At 70.9% G+C, this 12,317-nt stretch carries 13 protein-coding genes; 11 read left to right on the top strand and 2 right to left on the bottom strand.

Annotation, left to right across the window (positions count from 1 at the left end):
• Nucleotides 1-12 precede the first annotated feature (12 nt).
• Entirely contained in the window at nt 13-792 is a 780-nt protein-coding gene (locus tag M1L60_RS32620; protein ID WP_253241400.1) for an ABC transporter ATP-binding protein, read from the top strand.
• Nucleotides 783-2,399: an ABC transporter permease gene (locus M1L60_RS32615; RefSeq protein WP_253241399.1), complete on the top strand. Its 1,617-nt coding sequence runs from the start codon at nt 783-785 to the stop codon at nt 2,397-2,399. Before M1L60_RS32620 ends, M1L60_RS32615 begins: the two co-directional genes overlap by 10 nt.
• Here the strand turns inward: M1L60_RS32615 and M1L60_RS32610 are convergent.
• Nucleotides 2,383-2,625 (bottom strand): hypothetical protein, encoded by a 243-nt coding sequence (locus M1L60_RS32610; protein WP_253241398.1) that lies wholly within the window; start codon nt 2,623-2,625, stop codon nt 2,383-2,385. The two genes, M1L60_RS32615 and M1L60_RS32610, sit on opposite strands and share 17 nt — an antisense overlap.
• Nucleotides 2,626-2,714: 89 nt before the next feature.
• On the opposite strand from M1L60_RS32610, the gene M1L60_RS32605 reads away from it, so the two are divergent.
• From M1L60_RS32605 to M1L60_RS32565, 9 genes are all read left to right on the top strand, one after another.
• A complete protein-coding gene (locus tag M1L60_RS32605; RefSeq protein ID WP_253241397.1) occupies nt 2,715-3,221 on the top strand; it encodes a flavin reductase family protein in 507 nt (168 codons plus the stop codon).
• Between the two features lie 126 nt (nt 3,222-3,347).
• Entirely contained in the window at nt 3,348-3,728 is a 381-nt protein-coding gene (locus M1L60_RS32600) for a DUF485 domain-containing protein (RefSeq protein ID WP_253241396.1), read from the top strand.
• Nucleotides 3,728-5,401, top strand: coding sequence for a monocarboxylic acid transporter (locus M1L60_RS32595; protein ID WP_253241395.1), 1,674 nt, complete (start codon nt 3,728-3,730; stop codon nt 5,399-5,401). Before M1L60_RS32600 ends, M1L60_RS32595 begins: the two co-directional genes overlap by 1 nt.
• Nucleotides 5,402-5,533: 132 nt before the next feature.
• Nucleotides 5,534-6,736, top strand: a complete 1,203-nt coding sequence (locus M1L60_RS32590; protein ID WP_253241394.1) for an LCP family protein — start codon at nt 5,534-5,536, stop codon at nt 6,734-6,736.
• 19 nt (nt 6,737-6,755) lie between these two features.
• Complete coding sequence (locus M1L60_RS32585) at nt 6,756-7,091, top strand: rhodanese-like domain-containing protein (RefSeq protein WP_253241393.1); 336 nt, start codon at nt 6,756-6,758, stop codon at nt 7,089-7,091.
• 11 nt (nt 7,092-7,102) lie between these two features.
• Nucleotides 7,103-7,894, top strand: coding sequence for a glycerophosphodiester phosphodiesterase (locus M1L60_RS32580; protein WP_253241392.1), 792 nt, complete (start codon nt 7,103-7,105; stop codon nt 7,892-7,894).
• Between the two features lie 46 nt (nt 7,895-7,940).
• Nucleotides 7,941-9,134, top strand: coding sequence for a sensor histidine kinase (locus tag M1L60_RS32575; RefSeq protein WP_253241391.1), 1,194 nt, complete (start codon nt 7,941-7,943; stop codon nt 9,132-9,134).
• A gap of 211 nt (nt 9,135-9,345) precedes the next feature.
• Nucleotides 9,346-10,224, top strand: a complete 879-nt coding sequence (locus M1L60_RS32570; RefSeq protein WP_253241390.1) for a DUF5926 family protein — start codon at nt 9,346-9,348, stop codon at nt 10,222-10,224.
• Between the two features lie 3 nt (nt 10,225-10,227).
• Entirely contained in the window at nt 10,228-10,977 is a 750-nt protein-coding gene (locus M1L60_RS32565) for a glycoside hydrolase family 16 protein (RefSeq protein WP_253241389.1), read from the top strand.
• A gap of 1 nt (nt 10,978) precedes the next feature.
• On the opposite strand, the gene M1L60_RS32560 is transcribed toward M1L60_RS32565, so the two are convergent.
• Nucleotides 10,979-12,178, bottom strand: a complete 1,200-nt coding sequence (locus tag M1L60_RS32560; RefSeq protein ID WP_253241388.1) for an arginine deiminase — start codon at nt 12,176-12,178, stop codon at nt 10,979-10,981.
• Nucleotides 12,179-12,317: the final 139 nt, after the last annotated feature.

Raw genomic sequence — 12,317 nt, 5'->3', positions numbered from 1 at the left:
AGGTTCGGACCCATGACGGTGCCGGCGCCACGCGAGGGGGAACAGGCCGCGGCGATGTCGCTGTACGGCCTGGTCAAGCGATTCGACACCAAGCTCGCGGTGTCCGAGGTGAGTCTCGAGGTGCCCGCGGGCTCGTTCTACGGCCTGCTCGGCCCCAACGGCGCCGGCAAGACCACGACGTTGTCGATGGCCGTCGGCCTGTTGCGGCCCGACGCTGGTCGCGCTTTCCTGCTGGGGTACGACGTCTGGGCCGACCCGGCGGCGGCCAAGGCCCGCCTCGGTGTGCTGCCGGACGGCGTACGCCTCTTCGACCGCCTCACCGGCCCCGAGCTGCTGGCCTACCACGGCCTGCTGCGCGGCATGGACGCCGCGACGGTCGACCAGCGTTCCCGCGAACTGCTCGACGTGCTCGAGCTCGGCATCGGCAACCGCACGATGGTCGTCGACTACTCGGCCGGCATGCGCAAGAAGATCGGCCTGGCCTGCGCGCTGCTGCACGCGCCGCGGCTGCTCGTGCTCGACGAGCCGTTCGAGGCGGTCGACCCGGTCTCGGCCGCCCGCATCCGCGAGATCCTCCAGCGCTACGTGGCCGGCGGCGGCACGGTCATCTTCTCGAGCCACGTCATGGAGGTCGTCGAGCGGCTCTGCTCGCACGTCGCGATCATCTCGGACGGGGTGCTGCGCCGGCACGGCACGCTGGCCTCGGTGCGCGGCGACCGCTCCCTCGAAGAGGTCTTCGTCCAGGTCGTCGGCGGCCGGGTCAGCACCGGCTCGGAGCTGGCGTGGCTCTGACCGTCCCGCAGCGGCCGCCGGTCTCGCCGTGGCCGTTCGTCAAGCTCAAGCTGCGCCTGATCGCGAGCGGGCTGCGCGGCCGCCCGGCCCGGATCGTGCTGTTCGTGCTGGGCGTGGTCATGGCCGGTTTCTTCGCGATCGGCGGGTATGCGGTCTTTGCCGTGCCCGGGGTGGTCGACGACGACCGGGTCGCCGGCATGCTGCTCCAGCTGGGCGGGTCCGCGCTGGTCGTGGGCTGGGTCGTGTTGCCGCTGCTGTTCTTCGGGGTCGACGAGTCGCTGGATCCGGCCCGATTCGCCCTGCTTCCGCTGCCCCGCCGCACGCTGATCCTCGGCATGTTCACCGCGGCGCTGGCCGGATTGCCCGCTCTGTCCACACTGGCCGCCACGCTCGGCATGGTCAGCACGGCGGCCGACCTGGGTGGCGCCGGGGCGGGCTTCGCGCAGCTGGCCGGCGTGATCGGCGGCCTGCTGACCTGCGTCGCCCTGAGCCGGGCGGTGACCAGCGCGTTCGCCACCGGGCTGCGGTCGCGGCGGTCGCGTGACCTGGCCGTGGTGCTGTTCGCGGTGGTGGCCGCGCTGCTCGGGCCGCTGCAACTGGCGCTGCTGGCCGGGGCCGAGCGCGCCGACTGGGACGCGTTCGCCGTGCTGGGTGACGTGCTGGGCTGGACGCCCCTGGCCGCGGGCTGGTCCGTGGGCCTCGACGTGGCCGACGGGCGGCTGTGGGCCGTACCGCTGAAGCTCTTGATCGTGGCCGGCACGCTCGCCGGTCTGCTCTGGTGGTGGAGCGCGACGCTGGAGAGCGCGATGGTCGGCGCCGCCTCGAGCGGGTCGTCCGGCCGCACCGGCGCCGGCGACGTCGGCTCGCCGACCGGCCTGCTGCTCGGCCGGCGGCTGCCCCGCACCCGCTTCGGCGCGCTGGTGGCCCGCGAGGTGCGGTACTGGTGGCGCGAGACGCGGCGGCGGGCGGCGCTGATCACGTTCACGGTGGCCGGGTTCTTCCTGCCCCTGTCGATCACGGTGAACGGCGGCTCGGCCGGTCCGGCGGCGGCCTTCGTGGGGCTGATCGCGGTGATCGCGCTGGCCAACCAGTTCGGGTACGAGGGCAACGCGTACGCCGCCAACATGATCATCGGGGTGCCGGGCCGCACCGAGATCCACTCCCGGGCGGCCGCGCACGCCCTCTTCGCCCTGCCCCTGCTGCTGCTCATCGCCATCGCCGCGGGCGTGACCGGTGGCCGGGCCGAGCACATCCCGGGCGACCTGGGCCTGATGATCGCGACCTACGGCGCCGGTCTTGGGCTGGTGCTGCCCGTCTCGGTGCGGGCCGCCTTCGCGCTGCCCCCGTCGACCAGCCCGTTCGCGATGTCGTCGGGCGGCGGGATGGCCAAGGGCCTGCTCACGGTGGCCGTCATGCTCGGCATCGTGATCGCCACCGCGCCGCTGCAGATCCTGGCCTTCCTGCTCGGCGACATCTGGCTGTGGATCGGGTTGCCGGTGGGGGTGGCCTTCGCCGGCGCGGCCTACCTGATCGGCTCGGGAGTCGCGGGTGACTCGCTCGACCGGCGCATGCCCGAGGTGCTGGCCGCGGTCACGCCGGGCCGCTAGCAGCGAGCCGGATGCCCTCGCGCAGCACGAAGATGCGCCGGCGCTGGGTCGCGACACCGGTCGGGCCGAGCACGTAGCCCTCGAGCCAGAGCCACCCGTCGTAGGTGCTGCGCGGGTCGACCCGGATCAGCCGGAAGGTCAGCGCCCGGGCGCCCGCGAACTGAACGCTCGCCTCGCCGCCGATGTGCAGCACCTCGCCCGGGTTCAGCTGCACATGCTGATGCACGGGACCTCCCTCCCGGAACGAAGATAGTTCTGGATCAATGCGGGCGACCAGAGTCGTGCACTATCTGTGCAGAAAGCGAGAATGGCCAGGTGACAATCCACTCCACCGACCCTTTCGCCACGCCGGAGGGGGACAAGTCGCCCGTGCGGCGGCTGCGCGGGCGGCTGGCCGCCCCGGTCACGCTCTGGACGACGGCCGGACCGGCCGGGCTCACGGTGTCGTCGATCATGGTGGCCGACGGCGATCCGGGCCGGGTGCTCGGACTGATCGACGACGAGAGCGACTTCTGGGCCGCGCTCGAGACGAGCGGCCGGTTCGCGGTGTCCACCCTGGCCCCGGGCGACCGGCAGCGGGCCGACCGGTTCGCCGGGCTGATGCCGGCGCCGGGCGGGCTGTTCGCCGGCGACGACTGGACCGACACCGACTACGGCCCGGTGCCGGCCGACGCCGACACGTGGGCCGGGTGCCGGCTCGAGTCCTCGCGGGTGCTGGGCTGGGCACTTCTGGTCGAAGCGGTGATCGAGAAGGTCGAGGCCGGGCCCGCGCCGAGCCCGCTCCTGCACTATCGCGGTCGATATCACGTGCTGAGGGAGTGACACCACCCCCCGCTCAGCGCACTCAGACCGCCACTCGGCGCAAGGGTTGCCCGGTCGCCCTCGGGCAGCCCCAGGTCTTCGTACGTTGCCGGAAAGTCCGCCCCACCCCGAAGGTGGTGAACTCCGGTGACAACCGAAGTGCCCTCGTCCTCCACCGAGAGGTACCGGGCCGTCCAGGATTCCGAGGAATTCGGCCGCCTGCGCCGCACTGTGCGCAGTTTCGTCTTCCCCATGACGGTCGCGTTCTTCCTCTGGTATGCGCTCTATGTCCTTCTCTCCGCATATGCACGCGGCTTCATGAGCGCGAAGATCGTCGGCAACATCAACGTCGCGCTGATCTTCGGCCTGCTCCAGTTCGTCACGACGTTCCTGATCGCCTGGTACTACTCGCGCTACGCGGCCCAGAAGATCGACCCGCTGGCCGACAAGGTCCACGCCGACCTCACGGCCGGCGACACCGCGACCACGACCACCGCCGCCACGGACGACAAGAAGAGCGAGGACTGATGGAACCCCACTTCCTTGCCGCCGAGGTCTCCACCTCGACGTCCCGCGGCCTCACCATCACCCTGTTCCTGGTGTTCGTCGCGGTCACGCTGGCCATCACGATCTGGGCCAGCCGCCAGACCAAGACGGCCACCGACTTCTACGCCGGCGGCCGCCAGTTCTCCGGCTTCCAGAACGGCATGGCCATCGGCGGCGACTACATGTCGGCGGCGTCGTTCCTGGGCATCGCCGGCCTGATCGCGCTGTACGGCTACGACGGCTTCCTCTACTCGATCGGGTTCCTGGTCGCCTGGCTCGTAGCGCTCCTGCTGGTCGCCGAGTACCTGCGCAACGCGGGCCGCTACACGATGGCCGACGTGCTGGCCTTCCGGATGCGTCAGCGCCCGGTCCGCACGGCGGCCAGCGCCTCCACCATCGTGGTCTCGATCTTTTATCTGATCGCCCAGATGGTCGGCGCGGGCGCCCTGGTGTCGCTGCTGCTCGGCATCAAGCCCGACACCACGTTCCTGGGCATGGACGCCGACACGGCCAAGGTGGCGACGATCATCCTGGTCGGCGCGCTGATGATCATCTACGTGATCGTCGGCGGCATGAAGGGCACCACGTACGTCCAGATCGTCAAGGCGTTCATGCTCATGACCGGCGCCCTGCTGATGACGATCCTGGTGCTCGCCCACTACAAGTTCAACCTGTCCCAGCTGCTCGGCGACGCCGCCGCCCAGTCGGGCAAGGGTGATGCCTTCCTCGAGCCGGGCCTGCGCTACGGCGTCGAGTCGGCCAGCGCGTCGGCCACCTTCTACAGCAAGATGGACCTGCTCTCGCTGGGCATCGCGCTGGTGCTCGGCACGGCCGGCCTGCCGCACATCCTGACCCGGTTCTACACCGTGCCGACCAGCAAGATCGCCCGCAAGAGCGTGCTCTGGGCGATCGGCATCATCGGCACGTTCTACCTGTTCACCCTGGCCCTCGGCTTCGGCGCGGCGGCCCTGGTGGGTGGCGCGAACATCACCGCCCAGGACAAGGCGGGCAACACCGCGGCGCCCCAGCTGGCCCAGGCGCTCGGCGTCGACTATCTGGGCGGCGAGACCGGGGGCGCGGTGCTGCTGGCCGTGATCGCCGCGGTCGCGTTCGCCACCATCCTGGCCGTGGTGGCCGGACTCACGCTGGCCTCCTCGTCCAGCGTGGCGCACGACTTCTACGCCAACGTGATGCGCCGCGGTGAGGCCTCGGAGCGGGACGAGGTGCGGGTCGCCCGCATCTCGGCCCTGGTCATCGGCGCGGTCGCGATCGCCCTGTCGATCTTCGCGCAGAGCCTGAACGTGGCCTTCCTGGTCGCCCTGGCCTTCGCGGTGGCCGCCTCGGCCAACCTGCCCGCGATCCTCTACAGCCTGTTCTGGCGGCGGTTCAACACCTCCGGCGCGCTGTGGTCGATCTACGGCGGCCTGACCGCCGCGGTCGTGCTGGTGTTCTTCTCGCCGGTCGTCTCGGGTTCGGCCACGGCCATGTTCCCGGACAGCGACTGGCACTTCTTCCCGCTCTCCAACCCGGGCATCATCTCGATCCCGATCGGCTTCCTGTGCGGCTGGATCGGCACCGTGATCTCGAAGGAGGACGACAGCGCGAAGTACGCCGAGCTCGAAGTCCGGTCGCTGACCGGACACGGCGCACACTAAGTCTCGATTAATTCGACATGCGGGGCCGGCTGTCGCCGGCCCCGCATTTCACCTGTTGGAGCGTCTCCCTACTTCGTGCCGTGTCGGTTTGATGGCAGGGAGTTGGTGCGACGGGTACGTAACCTAGGTTTCATGTCAGCGCCCACGTCCCCCTACGGGGGTTCCGGTTCCGGTCGAGCCTCAGTCCCGTCTTCGGGCCGGGCGTCGGCCCGTCCTTCTGGTGCCTACCGCGGCGGCGGGGGTGGTGGTGGCGGTTACGGCGGCGGCGGTCCCGTCGGCCCCGATGGTCCCGGCCGCGGCACCTCGTACAAGGGGCGCCGGCCCAAGCCGCGCTGGGGGCGCATCGCCCTGCTGGCCGGTCTGGCCGTTCTGATCATCGCGCTCATCGCCGGCATCTCGCTCTACGGCTACGCCTCGGGCCTCGACAAAGACCTGAAGCGCACCGACGCCTTCTCGGGCATCAACCCCGACCGGCCGGCCAAGGCCATCGAGGGCGCGCAGAACATCCTGCTGGTGGGCAGCGACTCCCGCGACCCCGACGCCCAGGACGACGGAGCCGGCAAGTGGCGCGCCGACACGCTGATCCTCATGCACGTGCCCGAGGACCACAAAAGCGCCCAGCTGATCTCGATCCCGCGTGACCTGTGGGTCGTCATCCCGCGCAGCAACGACGCCAAGTGCGGCGACGGCAGCCGCGCCAAGATCAATGCGGCGTTCGCCTTCGGTGGGCTGCCGCGGGCCGTGCACACCGTCGAGTGCCTCACCGACGTCAAGGTCGACCACGTCATGGCCATCGACTTCGGCGGCTTCAAAGAGGTCACCGACGCGCTCGGTGGCGTCGACCTGAAGGTCGAGAAGACCGTCAAGTCGATCCACAAGCCGTACCGCACGTTCACCAAGGGCACCATGCACATGGACGGCGCCACGGCGCTCGACTGGGTGCGGCAGCGCAAGCAGTTCGCCCGCGGCGACTTCGCCCGCATGCAGCACCAGCAGGACTTCCTGAAGGCGCTCATGGACAAGGCGGCCAGCAGCGGCACGATCACCAACCCGGCCAAGCTGAACTCGTTCCTCAAGGCGGTCACGGCGGCCGTCACGGTCGACAACGACTTCTCGCTGACCGACATGGCGAAAGAGATGCGCGGCGTCCGGGGCAGCAACCTCACGTTCATCACCAGCCCCAACAAGGGCAGCGACACCATCGACGGCCAGTCCGTGGTGGTCTCGGACAAAGAGAAGGCCCTGGCGCTCTTCAAGGCGGTGGCGGCCGACGACATGGACACCTGGATGGCGGACAACCTCAAGAAGGGGACGGACGCCGCGGCCGGCAAGTGACCGCCGTACGCTAGGGCTCGTGTTCGGACCCCAAGTACCAAGCGTGACCCCCGCCGAGGTCGGCGACGACGCCTACCTGCTCGACGTGCGCGAGCCCGAGGAGTGGGCCGCCGGGCATGCACCCGGCGCCCACCACGTGCCGATGATGGAGATCCCGGCCCGTACGGCCGAGGTGCCGGCCGACGTCGAAGTGGTCGTCGTCTGCCGGTCCGGCGGCCGTTCGGGCCAGGTCGTGTCCTATCTGATGGGCAACGGCTGGGACAACGTGCGCAACCTCGACGGCGGCATGATGTCCTGGGCCGCCGCCGGTCGCGAGGTCGTCAACGAGGGCGGGCAGCAGCCCCGGGTCATCTAGGCAGCACAACTGTGAGTGACTACCGTCCCTTGGTATTCGCGCACCGTGGTGGCGCCGACGCACTTCCGGAGCACACGCTCGGCGCCTACCTCCGCGCTCTGGAGGACGGCGTCGACGGGCTCGAGTGCGACGTCCGGCTCACCCGCGACGGTCACCTCGTCTGCGTGCACGACCGGCGGCTCGACCGTACGAGCAACGGGCGCGGCAAGGTCAGCGCCAAGACCCTGGCCGAGCTCGACTCGCTCGACTTCGGCTCCTGGCACCCCGGCTATCCGGTGGACGACGAGCCGTTGCCGGCGCTCTCCCGCCTGCTGACGCTCGACCGGCTGCTGCAGACGGTGTGCGACAGCGGCCGGAACGTCCGCCTGCTGATCGAGACCAAGCACCCCACCCGGTACGGGGCCGAGGTCGAGCGTCGCCTCGTGCGCACGCTCCAGCGCTTCGGCCTGGCCGAACCGCAGCCGGACCAGGCCGTGCAGGTGACCGTGATGTCGTTCGCCGCACTGGCGTTGCGCCGCATCCGGGCCCAGGCGCCGACGCTGCCGACGGTCTATCTGGTCGAGATGCTGCCGCCCGGGGTGGGCCGGGGCAAGCTGCCGTTCGGCGCGCGCATAGCCGGGCCCGGGGTCGCGCTGGTGCGGTCGCGGCCGGGGCTGATCCCAGCCATCCGGGCGGCCGGGCATCAGGCGTACGTGTGGACCGTCAACGACAAGGCCGATCTTGACATGGTCCTGGAGCACCAGGTCGACGGCGTCATCACCGACCGCCCCCGCTTCGTGCTCGATCACCTCGCAACTTTGTGACGTGAGTCACTCTCTTGCGGTCGGGAAGCGAGGCAGACTCGCAAGCATGCCGGACCGTCCCGACTACAGCGCGCTGACCCGGGGTCAGATCGCGATCCTCGACCGGATCAACTCCGGCGAGGCGGGGCTGCCCGTGCTCCAGCACATCGTGCGCCTGGCGCAAGAGACGCTGGGCGGCCGCGGCGCCGGCTTCGCCGAGTACGCGGCCGACCACGGCCGCATCATCGCCGCCACGGGCGTCTGCAGCGCCGCCATCGGCCGCCGGGTCGACCGGGCCGACGGCCGCCTGCGCGACGGGCGCACCCTGCTCATCCCGCTCGACTCGCTCAACGACGAGTTCGCCAAGCAGGTCGAGGGGGGCGACGTCCGGCGCATGCTGGGCGCCCGGTGCGAGGTCGGCGACACGATCGTGGGCTCGCTGCACGTCTATTTCGGCGACGGTGACGGCGAGCCCGGCCCCGAGCACCACGCCGTCCTCGAGCTGCTGGCCAGCCACGCCGGGCGCCTCTACGCGGCCCGTGACGGCCTGCCCGTGCACAGCGCCGAGCAGGCCCGCCGGCAAGAGGGCCGCGACCTCTGGGTGGCCGTCACCAGCCACGAGCTGCGGACCCCAGTCACCGTCATCAAGGGGTACGCCGACACGCTGACCAACCACTGGGAATCGCTCGGCGACACCGGCCGCCACGAGGCCGTCCACATCATCGGCACCCGCGCCGGCGAGCTGGCCCGGCTGGTCGACCGCCTGCTCTCCGCGGCCACCGAGGACGGCGAGATCGGCGCCACCCCGGCCGGCCCATTCGACCTGGCCGAGGCGCTGCGCGCGGCCGTCGACGAGTTGCCGGCCGACCTGCGCCGTCGCATCGTGCTCGACAACCTGCCGGGCGAGATGCCCAAGGCGTACGGCGACCGCGACTCGATCGCCACGATCCTGACCGAACTGGCCACCAACGCCGAGAAGCACTCCCCGCCCGAGTCGGTGGTCGAGCTGTGCGCCGGGGTCGACGAAGAGACGCTGCGCTTCCGGCTCTCCGACCGCGGGGCCGGCATCCGCCCCGAGCACGTCGAGCAGGCCTTCGAGCGCTACTGGCAGGCCGAGGGCGGCGACCGGCGGCACCACCCGGGGGCCGGGCTCGGGCTCTATCTCGTCCGCCGGCTGGTCGAGCGTCAGCACGGCTGGGTGTCGCTGCGTCCCCGCGAGGGTGGCGGCACCACGGCCGAGGTGCGGTTGCCACGCGCGTAGGACACCGGAGTGTCCCTTTCGGCCGCCCAAGGTAGCGCTTGCTTTGGATCAGGGCCGGGGCTGCGCCGAGGCCCAGATCCCGTCTGGCGATGTCCCGGGGAAGCCCGGTTCCAAACCCGGGAGCCGAGCTTCCCCGGGCCACCCCCAGACGAAATCTGGACCGCGCCTCGCTCCCACCCCTGATCCAAAGCAAGCGCTAGGCTGTCTCGCCGTGAGCAAGCGTCGTAACCAACGCCCGTCCGCACCCAAGCGCGAGAAGGTGCGGGACATCTTCGTGGCCCGGCCCTTCGAGGGCCTGGCCGACGAACCGGAGTGGATCGCGTTGCGCGAGCTGGTGCCCGCGGCCAGCGCGCCCCTCACGCTCCGGCCCGAGATCATCGAGGAGTACGGCGATCGTCCCGTCACGCTGTCGACCGTGCTGCCCATGGCCTGGCCGGCCATGACGCGCCAGGACGGCCGGGTCTTCATCGGCCTGCAGCGGCACGTGCAGTCGGGGGACGTCTCGCGCGACCTCGCCGTGGCCATCCTGAGCGCCCTGCGTACCGAGCCCGGCGACACCGTCTCGGTGCCCGCCCTGCCCGGTGCGGGCCCGCGCCTGCAGGACGTGCTGGTCGACAGCCCGCTCGAGATCACGATGCACGAGGGTTTCGAGTACTGGCTCGACGCCGAGCAGGCCGAGGACCCGACTGTGAAGGCGTCACTCGAACGGGCGAACGCGTCGATCTATCCGACCGCGCGGCTGTCGGCGGGCCGGGCCGCGTACTGGTGCCGGGTCGCCCCTGACAAGGGCCACGTGCGCTGGGTGCTGCCCGAGACCGAGGACCGCGCGCTCGACGCGCTGGCGCGCCTCTCGGCCGCCCAGGAGCTGCTGCTGGGCGAGCAGACCAAGTTCGCCGGCATGTTCCGGGCCCACGGCCTGCTGGTGCCGGTGTGGGACATCCCGGGCGAGACCGAGGCGGCCGACTGGGAGGCGCCGCTGGCCGACTTCGCCAAGCGCTACGCGGACACGCTGGCCGAGACCGGCCCGCTCGACGCCGACGCCCGCCGCGCCAAGCAGGGCCTGATCGGCCGCCAACTTACTTTGCGCTGAGCCATGACGACCCTGGACGAGCGGTTCGAGTCGGACGAGTTGGACCGCTCTGTCTGGGTGCCGTGGTATTTGCCCCATTGGAGTTCGCGGGCGCAGTCGGCCGCCACCTACGAGGTGGGTGGCGGGGAGCTGCGGCTGAGCATCCCGGTCGACCAGCCGCTGTGGGCCGAGGGGGTGCACGAGACGCCGTTGCGGGTGTCGGGGATCCAGAGCGCGAACTACTCGGGCCCGGCCGGCAGCACCGTCGGCGGCCAGCCGTTCCTCACTGATCAGCGGGTGCGGGAGGAGCAGGGCGAGTTCTGGGGCTACACCCCGCTCTACGAGGACATCGAGATCCGGATGCGCGGCACGATCACCCCGCGCTCGATGATCGCCTGCTGGCTCTCCGGCATCGAGACCGCCCCCGAGCTCTCCGGCGAGATCTGCGTCATGGAGGTCTTCGGCACCGACCCGCAGGCGATCGGGATGGGGCTGCACCGCTTCCGCGATCCACAGCTCACGGAGGAGTGGGGGACGGTCACCCGGCCGATCGACGTTGCCGCTTTTCACACGTACGGCGTGAAATGGCGCCCCAACTCTCTCGAGTTCACGATCGACGGCGAGGTGGTGCAGCGGGTCGGCCAGGCCCCGGACTACCCCGTACAGCTCGAGATCGCCGTTTTCGACTTCCCCGACCGGGCCCATCTGGTGGACGGGGCCACGCCCGTCCCCGAGCTGGTCGTCTCACACGTGAGGGGTCGCCCGGCGGCGTGATTCACGCGCTCCAGGGCGCTCGCTCGATCGGGCAGCTCATGCATCGCGGGCCGCCCCGGCCGCTGCCGAGTTCACTGCCGCTGATCCGGACGACCTCGATGCCGGCCCGCTCGAGCTGCGCGTTGGTCTCGACGTTGCGCTCGTAGGCCACACACAACCGGGGCGCGATGGCCAGGGTGTTGTTGCCGTCGTCCCACTGCTCGCGCTCGGCCGTGACCGGGTCGAGCCCGGTGTCGATGATCCGCAACCGGTCGATCCGCATCGCCTCGGCCGCGGCCTCGAGGAACGGGCGCGGCGCCGAAGCGCGGGGCTCACCATCGGCGTCGGCGGTCACCGTGTACGCCCGCAGGGTGTCAGCGATGTTCGGATACATCACGACCGCGTCGACGTCGACCATCGTGCACACGGTGTCGAGGTGCATGGTGGCGCGTTCCTGGGCGATCGGCACGGCCAGGATCGTGCGGGCCAGACCGGCTGCGAAGACCCGGCGGGCCAGCCGCTCGGCCCCGGCCGGGGTGGTGCGCTCGCCGACCCCGATGGCCAGCACCTCGGGCGCCAGCACGAGCACGTCGCCGCCCTCGAGCCGTTCCAGCTCGGGGTCGTACAGCAGCTCGGAGCCGGCGAAACGCGGGTGGTACCGGTAGATGGCCCGGGTCAGCGTGGTCTCGCGACTGCGGGCCGGCATGGCCAGGCTGGTGACCGCCACCCGGTCGCGCACCCACACCGAGGAGTCACGGGTGAACAGCAGGTTGGGCAGGGGGTCGATCACGAAGTCGAGCCTGTCCATCATCTCGTAGACCAGGCCGCCCGGCCCGGGCTTGAGCTCCTCGTGGGCCAGCCCGGCCATCAGCACCTCGGCCAGGCGCTTCGGGTCCTGGTCGGCCAGGTAGCGGCGCACGCTCTCGCGCAGGGTGTCGCCCAGCCGGCGGTCGGCGAGCACCGTCTCGGTCAGCTCGGTGCGGGCGTCGGCCACGGCCAGCGTCTCGGCCAGCAGCTGACCCAGATAGAGCACCTCGACCCCCCGCTCGCGCAGGGCGGCCGCGAAGGCGTCGTGCTCTTCCTGGGCCCGGCTCACCCACGGGATACCGTCGAAGAGCAGGCTGTCGTTGTTCCGAGGGGTCAGGCGGGCCAGCTCGGCGCCGGGGCGGTGCAGCAGCACCGTACGCAGCTGTCCGACTTCACTGTCGACGTAGTGCACCACGAAGCGACCGTAGCCCACCCGTCGATCTCGCGGCACCCACCGGGCACTGAACGCGATCGGCCGATGACGTTCTGCCTAGATCATGAGACATGTGTGCACGAGCGCGGCGCGCGGACTAACTTTGTCCATGGAAACTGTC

The sequence above is a fragment of the Paractinoplanes aksuensis genome, assembly GCF_024137025.1.
Taxonomy (GTDB): domain Bacteria; phylum Actinomycetota; class Actinomycetes; order Mycobacteriales; family Micromonosporaceae; genus Actinoplanes; species Actinoplanes aksuensis.
Note: the sequence above shows the minus strand (reverse complement) of the source record. Positions and strands in the feature narration are given on the sequence as shown.

Bases quoted from the DNA above. Each gene is read 5' to 3' on its own strand.
- M1L60_RS32590 (WP_253241394.1), top strand. From the start codon at position 5,534: ATGTCAGCGCCCACGTCCCCCTACGGGGGTTCCGGTTCCGGTCGAGCC.
- M1L60_RS32620 (WP_253241400.1), top strand. From the start codon at position 13: ATGACGGTGCCGGCGCCACGCGAGGGGGAACAGGCCGCGGCGATGTCG.
- M1L60_RS32595 (WP_253241395.1), top strand. From the start codon at position 3,728: ATGGAACCCCACTTCCTTGCCGCCGAGGTCTCCACCTCGACGTCCCGC.
- M1L60_RS32575 (WP_253241391.1), top strand. From the start codon at position 7,941: ATGCCGGACCGTCCCGACTACAGCGCGCTGACCCGGGGTCAGATCGCG.
- M1L60_RS32565 (WP_253241389.1), top strand. From the start codon at position 10,228: ATGACGACCCTGGACGAGCGGTTCGAGTCGGACGAGTTGGACCGCTCT.